This window comes from Streptomyces beigongshangae, from assembly GCF_019710745.1.
In the GTDB taxonomy this organism is placed as follows: Bacteria; Actinomycetota; Actinomycetes; order Streptomycetales; family Streptomycetaceae; genus Streptomyces; species Streptomyces beigongshangae.
The window spans coordinates 1-20,932 of the sequence record NZ_JAHKJW010000035.1 but is presented as its reverse complement, the minus strand read 5'-3'; the positions used below and the strand labels follow the sequence as shown (position 1 = coordinate 20,932).

At 71.7% G+C, this 20,932-nt stretch carries 17 protein-coding genes and 2 pseudogenes; 13 read left to right on the top strand and 6 right to left on the bottom strand.

The features are described 5' to 3' along the window. Positions 1 to 135: 135 nt before the first annotated feature. Positions 136 to 969 (top strand): M55 family metallopeptidase, encoded by an 834-nt coding sequence (locus KM933_RS25150; RefSeq protein WP_221355954.1) that lies wholly within the window; start codon positions 136 to 138, stop codon positions 967 to 969. A gap of 558 nt (positions 970 to 1,527) precedes the next feature. On the opposite strand, the pseudogene KM933_RS40690 reads toward KM933_RS25150, so the two are convergent. The 4 genes and pseudogenes from KM933_RS40690 to KM933_RS25130 all read right to left on the bottom strand — a co-directional run. Then, a pseudogene (locus KM933_RS40690) lies at positions 1,528 to 1,707 on the bottom strand (IS701 family transposase); the annotation flags it as partial. A 30-nt stretch (positions 1,708 to 1,737) separates the two neighbouring features. Then, positions 1,738 to 2,001, bottom strand: coding sequence for a VOC family protein (locus tag KM933_RS25140; RefSeq protein WP_308013545.1), 264 nt, complete (start codon positions 1,999 to 2,001; stop codon positions 1,738 to 1,740). Between the two features lie 84 nt (positions 2,002 to 2,085). Then, positions 2,086 to 2,988, bottom strand: coding sequence for a threonine ammonia-lyase (locus KM933_RS25135; RefSeq protein ID WP_221355950.1), 903 nt, complete (start codon positions 2,986 to 2,988; stop codon positions 2,086 to 2,088). A 54-nt stretch (positions 2,989 to 3,042) separates the two neighbouring features. Then, complete coding sequence (locus KM933_RS25130) at positions 3,043 to 4,095, bottom strand: D-alanine--D-alanine ligase family protein (protein ID WP_221355948.1); 1,053 nt, start codon at positions 4,093 to 4,095, stop codon at positions 3,043 to 3,045. Positions 4,096 to 4,400: 305 nt separating this feature from the next. On the opposite strand from KM933_RS25130, the gene KM933_RS25125 reads away from it, so the two are divergent. Both KM933_RS25125 and KM933_RS25120 read left to right on the top strand, forming a co-directional pair. Then, positions 4,401 to 5,687, top strand: coding sequence for an ATP-grasp domain-containing protein (locus KM933_RS25125; RefSeq protein WP_221355946.1), 1,287 nt, complete (start codon positions 4,401 to 4,403; stop codon positions 5,685 to 5,687). Positions 5,688 to 5,782: 95 nt separating this feature from the next. Continuing rightward, positions 5,783 to 7,060 carry an MDR family MFS transporter gene (locus tag KM933_RS25120; protein WP_221355944.1) on the top strand — a complete coding sequence of 426 codons (1,278 nt, stop codon included), beginning with the start codon at positions 5,783 to 5,785 and terminating at the stop codon, positions 7,058 to 7,060. A gap of 31 nt (positions 7,061 to 7,091) precedes the next feature. Here KM933_RS25120 and KM933_RS25115 read toward each other — a convergent pair whose 3' ends face one another. Next, on the bottom strand, positions 7,092 to 7,295 hold the full coding sequence (locus tag KM933_RS25115; protein WP_221355942.1) for a hypothetical protein: 204 nt from the start codon (positions 7,293 to 7,295) through the stop codon (positions 7,092 to 7,094). Between the two features lie 320 nt (positions 7,296 to 7,615). Then, positions 7,616 to 7,846, bottom strand: a pseudogene (locus tag KM933_RS25110) (Rv2578c family radical SAM protein); the annotation flags it as partial. Between the two features lie 207 nt (positions 7,847 to 8,053). On the opposite strand from KM933_RS25110, the gene KM933_RS25105 reads away from it, so the two are divergent. The 10 genes from KM933_RS25105 (at position 8,054) to KM933_RS25060 (ending at position 20,667) form a co-directional block, all read left to right on the top strand. Beyond that, positions 8,054 to 8,500, top strand: a complete 447-nt coding sequence (locus KM933_RS25105) for an SRPBCC family protein (RefSeq protein ID WP_221355940.1) — start codon at positions 8,054 to 8,056, stop codon at positions 8,498 to 8,500. A gap of 284 nt (positions 8,501 to 8,784) precedes the next feature. Then, positions 8,785 to 11,202, top strand: coding sequence for an MFS transporter (locus tag KM933_RS25100; protein WP_221355938.1), 2,418 nt, complete (start codon positions 8,785 to 8,787; stop codon positions 11,200 to 11,202). Between the two features lie 223 nt (positions 11,203 to 11,425). Further along, positions 11,426 to 13,945, top strand: coding sequence for an ATP-binding SpoIIE family protein phosphatase (locus KM933_RS25095; protein ID WP_221355936.1), 2,520 nt, complete (start codon positions 11,426 to 11,428; stop codon positions 13,943 to 13,945). A 189-nt stretch (positions 13,946 to 14,134) separates the two neighbouring features. Continuing rightward, complete coding sequence (locus tag KM933_RS25090) at positions 14,135 to 14,857, top strand: class I SAM-dependent methyltransferase (protein ID WP_221355934.1); 723 nt, start codon at positions 14,135 to 14,137, stop codon at positions 14,855 to 14,857. A 152-nt stretch (positions 14,858 to 15,009) separates the two neighbouring features. Further along, positions 15,010 to 16,230 (top strand): NAD(P)/FAD-dependent oxidoreductase, encoded by a 1,221-nt coding sequence (locus tag KM933_RS25085; RefSeq protein WP_221355931.1) that lies wholly within the window; start codon positions 15,010 to 15,012, stop codon positions 16,228 to 16,230. After that, on the top strand, positions 16,227 to 16,535 hold the full coding sequence (locus KM933_RS25080; RefSeq protein ID WP_221355930.1) for a (2Fe-2S)-binding protein: 309 nt from the start codon (positions 16,227 to 16,229) through the stop codon (positions 16,533 to 16,535). The genes KM933_RS25085 and KM933_RS25080 overlap by 4 nt, the downstream gene beginning before the upstream one ends. Next, the gene (locus KM933_RS25075; RefSeq protein ID WP_221355928.1) at positions 16,528 to 17,922 is read left to right on the top strand and encodes an NAD(P)/FAD-dependent oxidoreductase; all 1,395 of its coding nucleotides are present in this window, start codon (positions 16,528 to 16,530) and stop codon (positions 17,920 to 17,922) included. The genes KM933_RS25080 and KM933_RS25075 overlap by 8 nt, the downstream gene beginning before the upstream one ends. A gap of 93 nt (positions 17,923 to 18,015) precedes the next feature. After that, positions 18,016 to 18,906, top strand: a complete 891-nt coding sequence (locus KM933_RS25070; RefSeq protein WP_221355926.1) for a dihydrodipicolinate synthase family protein — start codon at positions 18,016 to 18,018, stop codon at positions 18,904 to 18,906. A gap of 23 nt (positions 18,907 to 18,929) precedes the next feature. Then, entirely contained in the window at positions 18,930 to 19,931 is a 1,002-nt protein-coding gene (locus KM933_RS25065) for a proline racemase family protein (RefSeq protein ID WP_221355924.1), read from the top strand. 58 nt (positions 19,932 to 19,989) lie between these two features. Beyond that, positions 19,990 to 20,667, top strand: coding sequence for a GntR family transcriptional regulator (locus tag KM933_RS25060; RefSeq protein ID WP_221355922.1), 678 nt, complete (start codon positions 19,990 to 19,992; stop codon positions 20,665 to 20,667). Positions 20,668 to 20,932: the final 265 nt, after the last annotated feature.

Genomic DNA, 20,932 nt, shown 5'->3' with positions numbered 1-20,932 from the left:
GTGGTGGGAAAACTGTCGCCGACTTACCGCGTCCAACGGTGGAAAGCAGCCATCTCGTGTGCTTCGCAGAAGCGGCGGTACGCCGCCAGACGGCCAGCGGCCCCGAAGGGGATCAACTATTGAGGAGCGTACAAGGTGCGGATCTACATCAGCGCTGACATGGAGGGCATTACCGGGCTCGTCGATGCCGACGACGTACAGCCTGGCGGCAGGGACTACGAACGCGGGCGGGTCATGATGACCGAGGACGTCAATGCGGCGGTCCGTGGCGCCCTCGCCGCTGGCGCCACCACGGTCACGGTCAACGACGCGCACGGGCCCATGCGTAATCTGCTCCCCGAGTTACTGCACCCGGCCGCCCGGCTGGTCCGGGGCAAGCCCAAGAACATGATCATGCTCGAAGGACTCGATGCCACCTTTGACGCGGTGCTCTGTGTCGGCTACCACTCCCGCGCCGGCACTCTGGGCGTCATGAGCCATACCTTCATGGGACACGAGATCGAGGACATGTGGCTCGAAGACCGGCCGGTCGGCGAAATCGGATTCGCGCACGCCACTGCCGCGGCCATCGGAGTCCGAGTCGTGATGCTGTCGGGAGACGACACTGCCTGCGCGGAGATGAACGACTGGGATGCCACCGTCACCTGTGTCGCCGTCAAGCACGCAAACGACCGATTCGCTGCTGAGCTCCCCCCGCTCACCGAAGCTCGCCAAGCCATCGAGACAGCGGTCGCCGGCAGCCTCACCACCCAGCACGCCGGGGCCCCCACCGCCCACTCCGGCCCGTCCACTCTCACCGTCCGCTGGCAATCGGCGTCGGTCGCCTCTGCACTGCTCGGCATACCGGGCGTCACCTTGGTCGACAGCCGCACGGTCCAAGCCGGCGGTCACCTGCCCGGCCTCTACCGACTGTTCGGCGTGTGGACGCGCGTGGCCACCGCTCTCACCAACCAGGCGCCCTATTGCTGAGTTCTCCGGAAACCTTCCGCGCCTTTCGTGCTCGGGTCCGCAGAACCCGACGCGCCGTCACCGGAATGGGAATGTCACCGGTTCGCCGGGCTCCACGACCGGCTACGAGACAGGGAAGGCCCTTCGCCGGACCGACGGCCGCGCCGGCGGTGGGAAGCCTCAAGCGACCTGGTGATGGACTGTTTCAGCGGCCTGATCCGGTCCTGGTGACCGTGGCGAGCAGGCAGGACCTTGACGGCAGGGTGCCGCTGCTCAAGCGGCTGGGCCCAAAGAGCGTGCCGCAGGTGCGGGCCGTGTCGCTCGGTCCGGTGCACCACGTCGTTCCTCACCCACAGCCCGTCTGTCCTGGCCCGGACCGAATCCCACGCACGGCGCTGGCGTGGATCGTCTGCTTCCTGCCGGTGAACGCGGCAATGGGACTTCGGTGATGTCCCTCGCCTCAGCCAGAGCTGTTCCTCCAAACCGGTGGCGGGGCACTCAGCGGTGGGCGTAGCCGCGGAAGCCGTGACCCGTCCTGCAGCCGAGGCAGCCCACGGCCACCAGGTTCTCGAGGAGCGGGGTACGCCGGTTGCGGCGTACGAGCAACTGGTGGTGGCCGGGTCGGTCGTCGGCGATGTCGGCCGGGGCCCAGTCGTACAAGCGGTGGCCCCTGGTTCCGGCTCCGGCTCCGGCTCCGGCTCCGGTGAAGAGTTTCTGCCAGGCCCGGCTCGGCAGCCTCTTGCAGACTGGTCCCGACCGGCAAGTGTCCTGTGCCATCGAGTTCGACCGTCAGCCGAGGTAGTTCGCGCGCCCCTCGTCGTCGAGCTCGAAGGGGACCTCAAGGATGACGCAGAACTCGTTGCCTTCGGGGTCCGCCATCACGAGGAAGCCGCCGCCGGCGTACTGATCCAGTCTGCGACCGCCGAGCATCTTGATCCGTTGCTGCCCGGCGGTGGGATCGGGAGAGGTGATGTCGAAGTGCATTCGGTTCTTGTTCGACCTAGGCCCGGCATTTCGCTGAAAAATCGGACCAGGGCCGTTCTCCCGTCGCATCCGGATGTATGGGCCCATACGTTCCACGACCGGATCCACAGTGTCTCGGGCCTGCCCGGCGTGTCGCAGCGGGCCGCGCCCAGCTCAACCGAGGATGCAGTCGCTCCAGGTCTGGTCGTCGATGTTGCCGCCGGAGACCACGCAGAGTGCCGCCTTGCAGGGATCGGGATCCTGCAAGGCGGCCGCGAACGCCGCCGCCCCCGCCCCCTCGGCCCTGATGCCGGCTTCGGCCCACAGGATGCGCATCGCCCGATGCAGTTCCCCGTCGTTGACGGTGCGTATCTCCAGGCCGTAGTCCCGGCAGGTCTGGAAGGACCGGGCGCCGATCCGCCGGACCAGCAATCCTTCTGGCAGACCGCGAGCGGAGTCCAGCGTGATTCGGCGTCCGGCCCGCAGCGACATCTGCATCGCCGGTGCGCCCTGGTACTCGACGCCTACGATTCTGGTGGCCGCCCTGCCCCATTCGGCGATGCCCGCTGCCACCAAGCCTCCCCCGCCCACCGGCACGAACGCGGCGTCGGGCAGTTCGGCGTCCTCCCGTACCTCGCGGTAAAGGCTTCGATGGCCCTCGATGATGTCGGGATCGTCGAAGCTGTGGACAAAGACGGCACCGTTGTCGTCTGCGTACTTGCGCGCGAGGACCTCGCAGTCGTCGTAGCCGCCGTCCACCAGGACGACCTCAGCGCCGGCTCCGGTGATCCTCTGCCGCTTGGCCAGGGGGGTCGTCCGGGGAACGAACACCCGAAGGGAGAGGCCGCGGGCCGAGGCCGCTTCCGCCAGACCGGACGCATGGTTCCCGGTGGAGGCCGTGGCGAGTGTGCTGCCGGCCGACAATCCCGCCACCTTGTGGGCGTTGCCCCGGTACTTGAACGCCCCGGATATCTGGCGAGTCTCGTCCTTGACGAGGACGCTCCGCCAGCCGTGCGGTTGGAGCCGGATGAGGCGGGTGCGAAGCGGCTTGAGTCGTTCTTTCTGCTGTACAGACATTGCCGTCCCGTCGGGGTCGTGACCGAATGCTTGCGCTCGTGCTTGATCGCTCGGTCAGTGACTGATGTCGTATTCCCTGACCTTGTCGCGTGCGGGACGGCAGTCGTAGTCGCCGGACGCCGCGACGACCAGGTCGGTGATGGTGCGGCCGACCGCTGCCAGCGCCCGCGGGAAGATGCTGCCGGACATCAGGCCGGGCAGGGTGTTGATCTCGAGGAAGTACGTCTCGCCGTCCCTGACCAGGAAGTCGCAGCGGGCAAAGGTTGCCACCTCGGTGGCTTCGAACACCGAATGCGCGTAGTCGCGGATGGCTTTGGTGGTGGGGTCCTCGACACACAGGTCGATACGCGCGCGTCCCTTGACGTGCTTCTCGTCGTGACCGAAGAAGCCCTGGGTGACCACCTCCGCCACCGGAAGGTCGACGAAACGTCCGTTCTCCCGGTACACACTGGAGGAGTACTCGCGACCGCTGACGAATTCCTGCACCAGGACCTGGTTGTCATACGGCGCGGCTTCCGCGACTGCCTTCGCCAGCGCTTGTTCGCTCGGCTCACGCAGGCACGTCGTGAGCAGCGAAGCGCCCATGCGGTTGGGCTTGACCACGAGAGGGCCGGGACCGATCTCCTGCAGGACTAGGCGCGCGTCGAACGACTCCGTACGGACCAGGACGGAGCGCGGAGTGCGCAGTCCGGGCAGCAGAGCGGTCGCCAGGCTGGCCTGGAGGTACTTGTTCATGCCCAGGGCGGAGGCGAGGGGAGGGCCGAAGTTTCCCCGGATCCCGCAGACTTCCGCCAGGCCCTGCCAGCCGCCGTCCTCACCCTCGTTCCCGTGCAACAGGGAGAAGACAAACGAGCTGCCCGACCTGAGCTGTTCGATGGCCGCACCCAAAGGCAAGACCTCTCCTGCGCCGAGCTCCCTCTCGTCTTCGGGCCACGGTCCGTGGCCGAAGAAATGAGCCGTGCCCGTGCGGTCGATATAGAAGACGGAGTCGACCACGACACGATCCGGCGCTTCGAGTAATTCGTGCAGTACATGGTGGTAGCCGTGAAGTGATGCGTCATGTTCGGTGCTCCGACCGCCAACAAGGAGTGTGATGTGCAAGGACACGAAACACCTCGGGATCGATGGATTTCGAGGAATACCTCAGGAGCCGTGTACCTCAAGCTAGATAGCTTCGGCGCAGAGAGTCAATGCATCTCTCATTTATTTGACTCATAGTTGACAACCTAGGCGGATAATCATCCCCCACCTCCCTCATGGGTCAGCTTTTGCCATGCTTTGTACCGATTTTTTGGACCTCCCTGCAGGGAAGGGTCAGTCACAAAAGTGACTTGGATGTTGACTGCATGTGCAGACGAATGTAGATTCCTCGCCGGTAGCCACACCGCCTGTCTGTCTTGGAGGAGTGACGCGTGGCCAATCAGGAAAATCTACCCAGACTCGTCTTCCTTGATGGTCCGGGTCCGCCCCCGGCGAAGTGGTACCTGCCGAAACTGACTGAAAATTTCGAGGTGCACGTCCTTTGGTCTCCGACAGGGGATGACGCGAAGGACGCGTTACGTGCACAAGAGCTCGGCAGGTTCTGTGACAATTCACCCCTGCTGGGTGGCGACAATTCCTTGCGTGCCGTTCTGGAATTCTCTCGCAAGTGGCACCCGGAGGGGATCCTCGGGTTCAGCGAACTGGTCGTGACAGAGACCCATGCGGCGGCCCTCGAACTGGGGCTGCCGGCGAACTTGCCGGAATCGCTGCGCGCGCTGCGAAGCAAGGAGGAGCAGCGCATCGCATTGGCGAGGGCCGGAGTCCCGGTGCCGGGGTTCGCTTCCGTGCTCTCGCTGTCCGATCTGGTTGAGGCAGTGGCCGAAGTGGGCCTGCCCGCGGTCCTCAAGCCGTCAGCCGGCGTCGGCAGCATGGCCACCTACCACGTCACTGAGGACGTCGACCTGACCCGGTTGTGGGACATGGCGACTTCCCGCTACACGGCGGATCCGCGCGGGAACGGCTTGGTGCACTTCGTGCTGGAGGAGATGCTGATCGGCGAGCGGTGGCACGACGACCCCCGTTACGCGCCCTATGTCAGCGTCGAGTCGCTGGTGCAGAACGGTTCCGTGACTCATTGCGCCGTGACCGACAAGTTCCCGCTGTCGGAACCCTTCCGCGAGAACGGCAACGTGTTTCCCTCGAACCTCCCCGGACACCGGATCGAATCGATCTTGGAGTGCGCGACGCAGGCCATCTGCGCCATGGGGATCATGAACTCGATGGTGCATACAGAGGTCATGCTCACGGCAGCCGGACCGCGGATCATCGAGGTGAACAGCCGGCTGGGCGGAGGCGTCATCGAGATGCTTCGGCTCAGTTTCGACTACGACATCGTGACTGCGATGGCCAATGTCGCCACCGGTCGCCCCACCGCACCTATGGGCCCCCGGCTGCGCAGCTCTGCCCAGTACGTTCCGCAGTCGCCTGCGAGAGACGTCACTCTCGCGCAGGTGCCGACCGTCGGTGAGTTGCTGGCCTTTGACGGGGTCGTCGAGGCCGAGCTGTTCTACCAGGCAGGAGATCGCCCGGACTGGGTGCGAGGAACGTCGGGCGGCAAACTGGCCCGCCTCATCGCGACATCCGAGTCCCCGGAGCAGCTCCTTGACCTGGCAGATTTCCTGGCCTCGGACAAGGCATTCACCTACGTTCCCGACTGATTCCGCCGACGACGCGGGCGCTCACCGTGTCACCGGTGGGGCGGTTTTCGGGAGGGTACAGGCCGGAAGGGGATGTCCGGCAGGAAGCGTGACGCATGACGAATCCGCAGAAAAAGCTTACGCCGGACGGCCGGGGAACCACCGCGCAGTCCGTCCGGGACCGCAGTGTGTGGCAGAAGTGGACCAGCGGCCTGACAGGTCAGTTCTGGGTGGTCTGGGGTGCCACCCTGACAAATCAGCTGGGATCCATGGTGATCCCTTATCTGAGCTACTACCTCACACAGGACCAGAACATCTCGTTCTCCGTCGTCGGTGTGGTGCTTGCCATGTCCGGTTTCGGCGGGATCATCTCGCAACTGTGCGGCGGTCTGCTGGTGGACCGCATCGGCTATCGGGCCACGATGACGTTAGGGATGAGCGGAACGGGCGTGTTCCTGTTTTTCCTGGGAGCAGTGGACCAGGTAGCCCTGATCGCAGTCTTCGCCTTTCTGGTTGGTCTGGCGGCGGAGATGCACAGGCCCGCTTCGGCCTCCCTGATCGCCGCCCGCTACGCCCCGGCCGACAGGCCGAAGGCCTTCGGCCTGCTCTACTGGGCTGTGAACCTCGGCTACGCGTTCTCCATGGTTTTCGGAGGCTCGCTCGTCCGACACGGCTTCACTGTGCTCTTCTGGGTCAACTCCGTCGCCTGTGTAGCCGCTGGCCTACTGGTGTGGGTCATGGGCAAGCCGGCGGGTCCCAGCCGGGCGGCCGACCCGGATGCCGGGTCCGGTAGTTATGCGGATGTGGCGAGAGACCGGCTGATGCTGGCCTATCTCGGATCCTGGTTCGCCTACGGGATCGTCTTCTGCCAGGGGCTGTCGACGCTTCCCCTGGCCATGAAGCTCGACGGCATCGCCCCTTCGACCTTCGGATATGTGATGGCCACCAACGCTGTTGTCATCATCCTGGTCCAGCCGGTGGCAAGCCCGCTGCTCTCCGGACTGGACCACAGTCATGTACTCATCGGCGGCATCATCATCCTTGGGGTCGGGTACGGTGCCACGGCGCTGGTCTCCACTCCGGCCGGATACGCTGCCACCGTGGCCGTGTGGACTCTGGGAGAGGTGGCTGTCAGCTCGGTGAACCAGGCCGTCATCGCCTCCCTCGCACCCGTTCCGCTGCGCGGGCGGTACTACGGGCTGTACGGCATGACCTGGTCCACGGCTTCGCTTGCCGCCCCCCTCATGGGGACGTGGTTACTGCAATGGCGGGCCACCGGACTCTGGGCTGTCTGTGTCTTCCTGTGCCTCGGCGCCGCAGCCGGCCAGTGGTTGCTCATTCCGAAGGTCAGGGCGCGCTCGGCCATGACACGTCTCTCGGAGGCAGCGGGCTGAGACAGCATAATCTCTGCGAAGAAGGCCCAGGTCAGAGACCTGGGCCTTGGCTCAACTCTGTCGGAGGGATCGGCCCGGCGTTCGGCGCAGGGCTGGTCGACATGCTGACGCTGCCGTTCAAAGAGGGGAGTTGCTGCAGGAAGCTGTCGATGGGCGCCACGTTGTATTGCGTCACGCCCACCGTGGTGATGCCACTGGCTGAGCCGGGCAGCCGCAGAGAGTCCAGCGCGTTCACCCGCTCCGTCAGGACTGCCTCGACGGCGTCCTGGGTGACCGACGCGTTCCTGAAGTGTGGCTGCTGCTGGTGCGTTGGTCACGGGCGCTTCGCTGTGCGGTCGCGCAGCAGCAGCCAATCACTCGCGTCGGCGCCGCTTGAGCGCGCGGCCGGTCCATGCAGCAGCACTGCGTAAGCCGCCCTCTCCGCCTTGCTCGGGGCGGCGTACCGGCCTGGCGCCTCCGGGACGGGGAAGGACCTCGTCATGCCTTTCCATGCCTTGTCCGCGTTCGGAGTGCTGAGCATCGGCCCTCCCGGGCTCAATAGAGTCAGGCAGTGAAGTACACGCACGCGTGCGTGCAGCCCCGGTAGGGGTTGACCGTCCACTCGAAGGGCATCCGCGAGGCCCCCGGCACGCGGTTGACGATCGACCGGGCCCGGATCTCGTGGAAGGTGATCCCGCGGAACTCAGGTCCTTCGAACGTACGGGTGGTCACCGTGTCCGCGCCGAAGAGGGCCGGATCCGCGGGCGGGTTCCCGTCGGACTCCGTTGCGAGGTTCTCCCACCGCATGACGCCTCCTCGATAGCACTGAACACAGAATAGAACAGATGTTCCCTTGATCGTGCGAACCCCTTTTCGATCGCGGCGGTGACCGGGGCTCCCGCGACGCTGCGCGGGCCGTCGCCGTCCCCCTCGGGGACCCCGATTTGAGCGGCTCGGCGCCGTGATGGTTGGCTGAGCCCCGACGTCCGAGATCCCGAGTGCTGGAGGAACGCAATGGCGCAGGTCGAGGCCACCACGGAACGAGTCGTCACGGGCAAGCCCGACGACGTGTTCGACGCGCTGGCCGACTACACCGGGACGCGTTCGAAGCTCCTCACCGAGCACTTCAGCGAGTACGAGGTGCGCGAGGGCGGCGACGGCGAGGGGACCCTCGTCCACTGGAAGCTCCAGGCCACCAGCAAGCGGATCCGTGACTGCCTGCTGGAGGTGAGCGAGCCCACCGACGGCGAACTCGTGGAGAAGGACCGCAACTCCTCGATGGTGACCACCTGGCGGGTGACCCCGGCCGGTGAGGGCAGGGCGCGGGTCGTCGTGACCGCCGTCTGGAACGGCGCCGGCGGCATCGGCGGCTTCTTCGAGAAGACCTTCGCCCCCAAGGGCCTCGCTCGCATCTACGACGGAGTGCTGGCGAACCTCGACGCCGAGATGCAGAAGCAGTAGCCGTAGCAGTTGCTCCCGGCGGTTCCCGGCGGTTCCNTCGACGCCGAGATGCAGAAGCAGTAGCCGTAGCAGTTGCTCCCGGCGGTTCCCGGCGGTTCCCGGGTCCGCCGGACCCGCACGCTCACCGTTTCGGGTGGTTCCCGCTCCGGCCCCCTCGCCCGCCGCAGGGCCCCGACCGGCGGATATGCCGGTCGGGGCCCCCTCCGGGCGACTCGTCGCGCTTGCTCCCAGATGTCGCGTAATGCGAGAAATGGGCCGCGCAGGCGCGACGAGGGGAGCAGCACGTGGGCGGCACGGTTCTGGCGGAGGGCGGACGGGACGTCCCGGCTCCGGCCCCGGACACGCCCCGGGAGCCACCGGGGCGCTCGCGGCCGGGGGCCCTGAGCCCGCGCCGCGCGCGCCTGGTGTTCTGGGCGCTCCTGCTCGCGCTGTCGCTCGCCGCGCTGGAGCAGCTGATCGTCGCCACCGCGCTCCCCACGATCGCGGGGGAGCTGCGCGGCCCGGACCGGATGTCCTGGGTGATCACCGCGTACCTGCTCGCCTCGGCCGTCGGACTGCCCGTCTGCGGCAGGCTGGGCGACCGCTACGGCCGCAAGGGCGTCTTCCAGTTCGCGGTCCTCGTCTTCGTGGCCGGCTCCGCGCTGGCCGGCCGGTCGCGCACCATGGACGAGCTGATCGCCTTCCGCGCCCTCCAGGGCGCGGGCGCCGCCGGTCTCATGAGCGGAGTGCAGGCGATCCTCGCGGACATCGTGCCGCTCCGCCGGCGGGGCCGCGCCATGGGACTGACCGGCGCCGCGTTCGCCCTCGCCTCGGTCGCGGGCCCGCTGCTCGGCGGTTGGTTCACCGACCACCTCTCCTGGCGCTGGTGCTTCTACGTCAACGTGCCCTTCGGCCTGCTCGCGCTGGCCGTCGTGGCCGTCGCCCTCAGGCTGCCGAGGCCCGCGGCGGCGCCGCGTCCCGACGTCCTCGGCACCCTGCTGCTCACCGCCGCCTCGACCTGCCTTGTCCTGCTGGCGGGCCGGGCGGGCGGACAGTACGCGTGGGACTCGCACGTCGTCCTCGGCCTCGCCGCGGGCGCCGCCGTCTCGGCCGTGCTCTTCCTCCTCGCCGAGCACCGTGCCGCCGAACCCCTCGTCCCCCTGCGGCTCTTCCGTGACGGGGTCTTCGGCGTCACCGCCGTCGTGGGCGTGGCCGTCGGGGCCGGTCTCTTCGGCGCGGCCTGTCTGCTGCCCACGTATCTGCAGCTGGCCGCCGGCGCCACCGCCACCCGGTCCGGTCTGCTGATGCTCCCGATGACGGGCGGGATCGTCGGCGCCTCGGTCGTCGCGGGCCACCTCATCGGCCGCGGCGGCCGCCACCGGATCTACCCGGTGCTCGGCTGCGCGCTGTCCGGCACCGGAATGTGGCTGCTCTCGCGGCTCGAAGCCGACACGCCCTGGCTGCACTTCGGGGTGTGGACGGCCGTGCTCGGCGCCGGGATCGGCCTGGTCATGCCGGTACTGGTCCTCGCCGCGCAGAACTCCGCGCACCCGCGCGACCTGTCCGCCGCGACCGGCGCCCACACCTGCTTCCGGCAGCTCGGCGGCGCCGTCGCGGTGGCGGTCCTCGGCACGCTCCTCGCCGAACGGCTCGCCCGGTCCCCCGCCGGGCGCCCGCCCGCCGGGACCGGGCTGCCCGATCCCGGGTCCGCGACCCCGCGCCTGATCCACGCGCTGCCCGCGGAGCTGCGCGAGGGCTACGCCGCGGCGTACACCGACGCGATGCCGCGGCTCTTCCTGTACCTGGTGCCGGTGCTCGTCCTGGGCCTGCTCGTCGCCTGCTTCCTCAAGGAGAAACCCCCGGCGCCCCACGACGCCCCCGCCGCGGCCCCGGAGACCGTCCCGCCCACCGCCCCGGCCGGCACGCGGGCCCCCTCGATCCCCGGCGCCCGCTCGCCGTACGCCGCCGGGGTCACCGTCCACGGCACCGTGCGGCACCCCGACGGCACCGCCGTGCCCCGCGCCGCCCTCACCCTCGTCGACGTCGCCGGGCGGCAGATCGGGCGGGGCGCGAGCGTCGAGGACGGCCGGTACGCGCTGCCGGCGCCCGCACCGGGTTCGTACGTGCTGATCGCGGCGGCCGGCGGGCACCAGCCGCAGGCGGCCGGCGTCACCGTCGGCGAGCGGCCCGTGGAGCTGGACGTGGTGCTCGGCGTGGCGGGACGGCTGGCCGGGAAGGTGGTCACGGCGGACGGCGTGCCGGTGCGGCACGCGACCGTCACGCTCACCGACGCGCACGGCGAGGTGGTCGCCGCCACGCGCAGCGGACCGGAGGGCGGCTACGGCATCACGGAGCTGACGGCGGGGGAGTACACGCTGGCCGCGAGCGCTCCGGACTTCCGGCCGGCCGCCCTGCCCGTCGGTGTGCGGGCCGCCCGGGAGACCCGCCAGGACGTCGAGCTCACGGGCGGGGCGCTGCTGCGGGGGACCGTACGGGCCGGCGGGGGGCGGCCCGTCGAGGACGCGCGGGTGACGCTGCTCGACGCGACGGGCAGGACGGTGGGGACGCTGACCACCGGCGGCGACGGGGCGTTCCGGTTCGCCGACCTGTCCCCGGGGGAGTACACGGTGATCGCCGCGGGGTACCCGCCGGTGGCCACCGTGCTGCGGGTGGCCGGGGGCGGGCGGACCGAACGGGATCTGCGGCTGGGGCACCAGGACTGAGGGCGGCCCCGGGCCCTTGGGACGCGCCGGCCCCGGGCCCTTCGGGACGCGCCGGCCCCGGGCCCTTCGGGACGCGCCGGGGCCCGGTTCCTGACGGGGTGTCGGGGCGCCGGTGTGCGCCGGGGCCATTTCACCGATTGGCACACATGGCCACCGGGCGTAGCCGTACCGTGGTTGTCGTGGCGGTGCAGATCTTGCGGACCGTGGGAGAGAGGCATGGGCCATGGACCGTGGCAGCGAGAAGGGCGTGCCTCCCGGCTCTGTGAACGGCCCTGCGACCGGCTCCCCGGCCGGTCCCGCGACCGGCTCCGGGACCGGTGACGGGGCCGCGGCGGGACGGATTCCGCTGGCCGTGGTCGTGGTGGACCGTGCGGGACTGGTCTCGCACTGGAGCCGGGGCGCCCGCCGCCTCTTCGGTACCGCGCGGGAGGAGGCCGTCGGCCGTCCCGTCGTCGACCTGCTGCCCGTCTCCGGCGCCCTGCCCGAGGACGGGGAGGACGCGCCCTACGGGGCGTACGCCGCGTACGACGGGCTCGGACCCGACCTCGAATCCTCCCTCGACGGACGGCTGTTCTACCCGGCCGCGGGCCGCGCCCGGCTGACGGCGGCCGGCGGCGACCGGATCGACGTCCTGTGGTGGGCCTATCCCCTGGTGAGGCCGGGCCCGGAACGGCTGCTGGTCCTCGCCGCCGACGCGGGCGCGCTGCGCCACGGGGACGGCGGCGCGGGGCCGGTCGTGGAGCGCGTCGCGCCCGGGTTCGCCCTGCACACCGACTTCCCCGGCGCCGAGGAACTGGCGCGCGGACTGCCCGAGATCCTGCCGAGCATGAGCGTCGGCGAGAGCGCCCGCATCGTCGACCAGGTGCTCGAACTGGGCTATCCGGTCCTGGAGTTCAGTCAGAACGACCGCGTTCCCGTCACCCCCGACTGGGGCGTGCCCCGGCGTACCGAACGCAAGGCGCGCCGGGAGCGGGCGGCCGCGGCCGCCGCGTCGGGCGAGCCCCTCCCGCAGGACGCCGGGGACGAGGGCCAGGACCTGGAGTACGCGGCCGTCCGGGAGCGGCTGGAGTTCCTGAACGAGGTCAGCGGCCGCATCGGCACCTCGCTCGACCTGTCCCGCACCGTCGCCGAGGTCAGCCGGGCCGTCGTCCCGCGCTTCACCGACGTGGCCGGGACCTATCTGCGCGAGCAGGTCGTCGCCGGTGAGGGCTTCCCCGAGGGCGTGCCCGACACGACCACCCTGTGGCACCGGGTCGCGGTGGAGCACACGGACGAGCCGGGCCGCTGGGACGACGTCGTGCCGGTCGGCGAGGCCATGCCGTTCCCGGCGCACACCCCGTTCTTCCAGTGCATGACCAGCGGGGAGCCCGTCCTCGTCCCCCGCATCAGCGAGCAGCTGGGGCACATGATCGCCGCGCAGTTCGAGAAGCGCGACATCCGGCCCCTGATCACCGGCCGCTCCATGCTGGTCGTACCGCTCAAGGCCCGCAACGTCGTCCTCGGCTTCATGATCCTGCTGCGCCACCCGGAGCGCGTCGAGTTCAACGACATGGACCGCGTCACCGGCGCCGAACTCGCCGCGCGCGCCGGGCTCGTGCTCGACAACGCCCGCATGTACACGTACCAGGAGAGCGTCGCCGAGACCCTCCAGGACAGCATGCTGCCGCACATCGCCCCGCGGATGTCCGGCTGCGACATCGCCACCCGCTACCTGCCGGGCACGCTGCTCGGGCGGGTCGGCGGCGACTGGTTCGACTCGGTCAAACTGCCCGGCTCGCGGACGGCGCTCGTCGTCGGCGACGTGATGGGACACGGTCTCAACTCGGCCGCGATGATGGGGCAGCTGCGCACCGCCGTGCAGACCATGGCGGCCCTCGACCTGCCGCCCGCGCAGCTGCTGCGCAGCCTCGACGACCTGGCGCAGCGGCTCGGTGAGCACTACCTCGCGACCTGTCTGTACGCGATCTACGACCCCATCGCGGGTGAGCTGGAGATCGCCAACGCGGGACACGTCCCGCCCGTGCTGGTCCGCGCCGAGGACGGTCGCAGCGATCTCCTCGACCTGCCGACCGGCGCGCCCGTCGGTGTCGGCGGAGTGCCCTTCGAGTCGGTCCGGGTGCGGGTGGCGCCCGGCGACCGGCTCGTGATGTGCACCGACGGCCTGGTCGAGGTGCGCGGCGAGGACATCGCTGTCGGGCTCGCCGCGCTCTGCGCGTCCGCGGCCCATCCGGCCGCGTCCATGGACGACGCCTGCGACACCATCATCCGCGCCCTCGCCGCGACCTTCTCGGCGGCGGGCCGCGGCGGGCGCAAGGACGACGTGGCGCTCCTGATGGCGCGGCTCAACGGCATCGAGCCCGAGGACGTCGCCGAGTGGCGGATCGGGCACGACCCGCGGGAGGTCGGCAGGGCGCGCGCCGCGGTCCGCGAACAGCTCCATGTATGGGGTCTCGCCTCGCTGGGCGGGACGACCGAGCTGCTGGTGAGCGAGCTCGTCACCAACGCCGTACGGCACTCCCGCGGCCGGCCGGTCGGCCTCAGGCTGGTCAGGGGCGACACCCTGCTCTGCGAGGTGGACGACGACGACCACACCCTGCCGACACTGCTCAGCGCCGGAGCGCTCGACGAGGCCGGGCGGGGGATGCGCGTGGTCAGCACGCTGGCGCGCGAGTGGGGGACCAGCCGGACCGCCTCCGGCAAGACGGTGTGGTGCGAGCTGACCGTGCCGCGGCGCCGGGTCTGAGGGCCCGCCCCCTCGCGCACGGCACCGCGCCGGGGGCGCACAGCGGCGTACGGGTGTCGTGGGTGCCATGAAGGTGCGCGAAGGTGCGCGCCGTGTCCTTGTCGCTTCGCGCCGGGCGCGGTAGACCGGACTGCCCGTCACTTTCCGGCGGTCCGCCGACGGTCCGCTGCCGCACCCTGGGGAGCCGGTATGAGTGTGACCAGTCGGTACAGAGAGGCGTGGGAGGGCTTCTGGCGCGAGGCTCCCGCCGGGCAGGGGGCCGTTTTCTGGGACGCCGCGCCCGCGGTCACCGCGCGGGTCCACCTCGCGCTGTTCGAGCCGCACCTGACCGCGCCCGGGCTGCCCCTCGTGGACCTCGGCTGCGGCAACGGCACACAGACGCGGTTCCTCGCCGACCGGTACCCGCGGGTGGTCGGCGCCGACCTGTCGGCCGCCGCCCTGGACCACGCCCGGCTGGCGGATCCGGCGGGGCAGGCGTCCTACCGGCTGTTCGACGCGGTGGAGCGGGCCGAGGCGGAGATGCTGCATGCCGAACTGGGCGACGCGAACGTCTATGTGCGGGGGGTCCTGCACCAGTGCGAGGAGGGCGACCGGCAGTCGCTCGTCGACGGGATCGCCACGCTGGTGGGTGACCGGGGGCGGGCGTTCGTCGTCGAGCCGTCCGAGGCGGCGGGGGCGCTGCTGCGGGGGCTCGCGCGGGAGCGCGGGGGGCCGCCGGCGAAGCTCGCGCCCGTCTTCCGGCACGGGATCGCGCCGGGGGAGGTGGCCGACGCCGCCGTCCCCGGGTACCTGCGGGCCGCGGGGCTCGTGGTGCTGGCGGAAGGAGGGCTGCCGCTCGTCACCACGGAGTGCCGTGCGGACGGTTCCGCGATCGAACTGCCTTCGCGGTGGGTCGTGGTGCGGCGGGGGTGAGGGGGTGCGAAGGGAGTGGGTGCGGGGCGGTGGGGGCGAAGGGGCGGGCGCGGGTCGGTGAGGGCCGGGTGCGCAGTTCCCCGCGCCCCTTCGGGGCTCCAGGGGGACCGCGGCCCCTGTACCCAGGAGGGGGTATGTGACATAGTACTGGCGTGAGTAAGGCGCTGACCTGCGATGTCGTTGTTGTCGGGGCCGGGATGGTGGGGGCGGCCTGCGCTCTGTACGCCACCCGGGCCGGGCTGCGTGCCGTGGTGGTGGACCGCGGACCCGTCGGCGGCGGCACCACCGGGGCCGGGGAGGGCAACCTGCTCGTCTCCGACAAGGAACCCGGCCCCGAACTCGAACTCGCGCTGCTCTCCGGCCGGCTGTGGGCCGGCCTGGCCGCCGAGCCCGGTGTGGGGGAGTCCGTCGAGTACGAGGCCAAGGGCGGCCTCGTCGTCGCCTCCGCCTCCGAAGGGCTGACGGCGCTCGAAGGGCTCGCCGCCGCGCAGCGCGCCGCCGGGGTGGAGGCCGTGCCCGTCGCGCCCGACCGGCTCCACGACCTCGAACCGTACCTGGCGCCGGGGCTCGCCGGCGGTGTGCTCTACCCGCAGGACGCCCAGGTGATGCCGGCCCTCGCGGCCGCCCGTCTCCTCCGGCTCGCCCGCACGGCAGGTGCCCGCCTGCGGACCGGCCGGCCGGTCACGCAGGTGCTGCGCACGGCCTCGGGGGCGGTGCGCGGTGTCCGTACCCCGCACGGCGACATCCACGCGCCCGCGGTCGTCAACGCCGCCGGGACCTGGGGCGGGGAGGTCGCCGCGCTGGCCGGGGTGTCCCTGCCGGTGCTGCCCCGGCGCGGCTTCGTCCTGGTCACCGAGCCACTGCCGCCCAGGGTGCGCCACAAGGTGTACGCGGCGGACTACGTGGCCGACGTGGCCAGCGACTCGGCGGCCCTCCAGACCTCCCCGGTGGTCGAGGGCACGGCGGCGGGACCGGTACTGATCGGGGCCAGCCGGGAACGGATCGGCTTCGACCGTTCCTTCTCACTGCCCGTCACCCGGCGGCTCGCGGCGGAGGCGACCCTGCTGTTCCCCTTCCTGGAGCGGGTGCGGGCCCTGCGCGCCTACCAGGGCTTCCGGCCGTACCTGCCCGACCACCTGCCCGCCGTCGGGCCCGACGCGCGCGTGCCCGGCCTCTTCCACGCGTGCGGGCACGAGGGCGCGGGGATCGGACTCGCCACGGGGACCGGCCATCTGATCGCCCAGGTGCTCACGGACCGGGCACCGGACCTGGACCTCACGCCGTTCCGCCCGGACCGCTTCCCCGACACGTCGCCGGCCTTTCCCGGCACGTCTGCGGCCTTTCCCGACACGTCCCCCGAGGAGGGCCCATGAGGCCGCGCACCCCCGCCAGACTCGTCCGGGCCCGGCCGGAGCCCTCCTTCACGGTCACCTTCGACGGGCGGGAGATCACCGTCCTGCCCGGCCGGACGATCGCCGCCGCCCTGTGGTCGGCGGGTGTGGTGTCCTGGCGCACGACCCGGGACAGGGGCGAACCGCGCGGTGTCTTCTGCGGCATCGGCGTGTGCTTCGACTGTCTGCTGACCGTCAACGGGCGGCCCAACCAGCGCGCCTGCCTGGTGCGCGCGGAACCCGGTGACGTCATCCGCACCCAGGAAGGGACCGGACACGATGACTGAACGACCCGGCCTCGTGGTGATCGGCGCGGGCCCCGCCGGGCTCGCCGCCACCCTCGCCGCCGCCGCGCGCGGCGTGCGGGTGACCCTCGTGGACGCCGCCCCGGAGGCGGGCGGGCAGTTCCACCGGCAGCCCGGTGCCGGCCTGGGCGCCCGCCGCACCCGGGCCCTGCACCACGGATGGCGCACCTGGGAACGGCTGCGCGACGGCCTCGCGGCGCACATCGCGGCAGGACGGGTCACCCACCTGGCCGACCACCACGTGTGGTGCGTGGAGGGGGCGCGGGGCGCGTTCACCGCGCACGCCCTGCTCGGGCCCGGCCAGGAGGAGTCCGTCGCGGTCCGTGCCGACGCCGTGCTCCTCGCGACCGGCGGGTACGAGAAGGTGCTGCCCTTCCCCGGCTGGACCCTCCCCGGGGTCGTCACCGCGGGCGGGGCGCAGGCCATGCTCAAGGGCGGACTCGTGCTGCCGGGGCGTACCGCCGTGGTCGCCGGGACGGGGCCGCTCCTGCTGCCCGTGGCCGTCGGGCTGGCCGACGCCGGGGCGAAGGTGGCCGCCCTGGTGGAGTCCGCCGACCCCAGGGCCTTCGTACGCCACGCCCGGGTCCTCGCCGCCCACCCGGACAAGCTCGCCGAAGGGGCGCGCTACGCCGCACGGCTGGCCCGGCACCGGGTCGGCGTGCACGTCCGCCACACCGTCGTCGCGGCGCACGGCACCGGCCGGCTCGACGCCGTGACCGTGGCCGCGCTCGACGCCGACGGGCGGGTCAGGGACGGCAGCGAGCGGCGCATCCCCTGCGACAGCCTCGCCGTCGGGCACGGCATGCTCCCGCACACCGACCTCGCCGAGACGCTCGGCTGCCGCCTCGACGGGACGGGCGTCGCCGTGGACGACGAGCAGCGCACCGACGTCCCGGGGGTCTGGGCCGCCGGCGAGACCACCGGGATCGGCGGCGCGGCGCTCTCGCTCGCCGAGGGGCGGATCGCGGGACTGTCCGTCGCGGCACGGCTGGACTCGCGGGCACCCGAGCCGGGTTCGTACGCGGAGGCCGCCGGGGCACGCGCCGGGCTGCGGGAGTTCTTCGCGGTCGTCGACCGCGTCTGCGCGCCGCCCGCCCGCTGGACCGAGCGGGTCGGGGACGACACCCAGGTGTGCCGCTGCGAGGAGGTGTCCGCCGCCGCCGTCCGGGAGGCCGTCGACGGACTCGGCGCCGGCGACGTACGCACCGTGAAACTGCTGACCCGCGCCGGGATGGGCTGGTGCCAGGGCCGGATGTGCGGCCCGGCGGTGGCGGGGCTCACGGGCTGCCCGCCGACGCCCGCACGACGGCCGTTCGCCCGTCCCGTGCCCCTGGGCGTGCTGGCCCGCGAACCCGACGCCTCCCCCTGACCCGCCCCGCACACACGGACACGCACACACGGACACGCACGCACGCGCCCGACACGTACGCCCTACGGACCCCATGGATCGGATGGAACCCTCATGACCGGCAACCGCCCCTGGCACGGCGTCCTCGTCGCCACCGCGCTCCCGCTCAAGGCCGACCTCTCCGTCGATTACGACGCCTACGCCGACCACTGCGCCTGGCTCGTCGCGCAGGGCTGCGACGGTGTCGTCCCGAACGGCTCGCTCGGCGAGTACCAGGTGCTGACGCCCGAGGAGCGCGCCAGGGTCGTGGAGACGGCCGTGGCGGCGGTCGGCGGCTCGCGCGTCATGCCCGGCGTCGCCGCCTACGGCTCGGCCGAGGCCCGCCGCTGGGCCGAGCAGGCGCGCGACGCCGGCTGCGCCTCCGTGATGCTGCTGCCCCCGAACGCCTACCGGGCCGACGAGCGCTCGGTCCTCGCCCACTACGCCGAGGTCGCGAAGGCGGGCCTGCCGGTCGTGGCGTACAACAACCCGATCGACACCAAGGTCGACCTGGTGCCCGAACTGCTCGCGAGGCTGCACGGCGAGGGGTACGTCCACGGCGTCAAGGAGTTCTCCGGCGATGTGCGCCGCGCCTACCGCATCGCCGAACTCGCCCCGGAACTGGACCTGCTGGTCGGCGCCGACGACGTCCTGCTGGAGCTGGCGGTCGCGGGCGCCAGGGGCTGGGTCGCCGGCTACCCGAACGCGCTGCCCGCCGCGTCGGTCGAGCTGTACCGCGCCGCCGTGCGGGGCGACCTCGGCACCGCGCTGCCCCTCTACCGTCAACTGCACGCACTGCTGCGCTGGGACTCCCAGGTGGAGTTCGTCCAGGCGATCAAGCTGTCGATGGACATCGCCGGCCGGTACGGCGGCCCGGTGCGCCCGCCCCGCACGCCGCTGCGGGCCGACCAGGAGGCCGCCGTCCGGGCCGCCACGGAGAAGGCCCTCGCCGCCGGGCTCGGCTGAACTCGTCCGAAGGGGACAGCACCATGCGCAGCAGACTCGTCCTGCACGCCGTCGACTCGCACACCGAGGGCATGCCGACCCGGGTGGTCACCGGAGGTATCGGCACGATCCCCGGCGCGACCATGAACGAGCGGCGGCTGTACTTCCGTGAACACCGCGACGACATCAAGCAGTTGCTGATGAACGAGCCGCGCGGCCACGCGGCGATGAGCGGCGCGGTCCTCCAGCCCGCCACCCGCCCCGACTGCGACTACGGCGTCCTCTACATCGAGGTGTCGGGCTACCTCCCGATGTGCGGGCACGGGACCATCGGGGTCGCGACCGTCCTGGTGGAGACCGGCATGGTCGAGGTCGTGGAGCCGGTGACGACCATCCGGCTCGACACCCCGGCCGGACCCGTCGTCGCGGAGGTCGAGGTCAGGGACGGGGCGGCCCGGTCGGTCACGCTCAGGAACGTGCCGTCCTTCGCCGTCGCCCTCGACCGCGAGATCCGGCTCGCCGACGGCCGGACGGTGACCTACGACCTCGCGTACGGCGGCAACTTCTACGCGATCCTGCCGCTCGAACAGTTCGGGCTGCCCTTCGACCGGGCCCGCAAGGACGACATCCTCGCCGCCGGCCTGTCCCTGATGGACGCCGTCAACGCGCAGGAGGAGCCCGTCCACCCGGAGGACCCCTCCATCAGCGGCTGCCACCACGTGCAGCTGACCGCCCCCGGCTCGACGGCACGGCACTCGCGGCACGCGATGGCCATCCACCCGGGGTGGTTCGACCGCTCGCCCTGCGGCACGGGCACCAGCGCCCGCATGGCACAGTTGCACGCGCGCGGCGAACTCCCCCTGGACACGGAGTTCGTGAACGAGTCCTTCATCGGCACCCACTTCACCGGCCGCCTCCTCGGCACCACCGAGGTGGCCGGGACGCCGGCCGTCCTGCCCAGCTTCACCGGGCGGGCCTGGGTGACCGGCACCGCCCAGTACCTGCTCGACCCCGACGACCCGTTCCCGGCGGGCTTCGTCCTCTGAAACCGCACCGCTCCCGAAACCGCACGACCTCCACCGCCCGTCCCGAGGAGACCGACCGATGGCCGCCCAGCGCCCCAGCGCCCCCGCCCTGCCCACGCTCGGCGGCAAGAGGCCCAGCTACCGCGAGCGTGTCGCGGACGCCCTGCGGGCCGCGCTCGTCGCGGGGGAACTGCGGCCCGGCGAGGTCCACTCCGCGCCGGCCCTCGCCACCCGCTTCGGCGTCTCCGCCACCCCGGTCCGCGAGGCCCTGCTGGACCTCGTCAAGGAGGGCCTGGTCGACACCGTGCCCAACAAGGGCTTCCGGGTCACCGCGGTCTCCGAGAAGCAGCTCGACGAGTACACGCACATCCGCTCGCTCATCGAGATCCCCACCACCGCGGGCCTCGCCGGTACCGCCGACCCCGGCGACCTGGAGGCCCTGCGCCCCGTCGCGCGGGAGATCGTCACGGCCGCCGCGGCCGGCGACCTCATCGCGTACGTGGAGGCGGACGTCCGCTTCCACCTCGGTCTGCTCGCACTGGCGGGCAACGAACACCTGGTCGAGGTCGTCGGCGACCTCCGCAAGCGCTCCCGGCTCTACGGTCTGCACGCCCTCGTCGAGGCGGGCCGCCTGGAGGCATCGGCGGAGGAGCACCTGGAGATCCTGGACGCGCTCGCCGCCCGCGACGAGGAGGCGGTGCGCGCCGTCATGACGCGCCACCTCGGGCACGTACGGGGGCTGTGGGCGGCCGGGTGACCCGGTCGGGCGACATACCGCCCGACCGCCCCCCGCCGGCCGTGCCCGCGTGCTCTCCTGGGGGCGCCCCAGGAGCTCCGGGAGGACGCACGGTGAGCAAGCGCATCCACGGGACGGTGGCCGCCGTCGCCGTCGCCCTGGCCATGAACGCCCTGGCCCTCCACGCCCCGGGTGCCTCCGCGGAGCCCCCGGCCGCGGAGCCCCCGGCCGCGGCGGGCGCGCGCCCGGCGGCGAACGCGCCCGGCCACGTCCTGCTGAGCGCGGC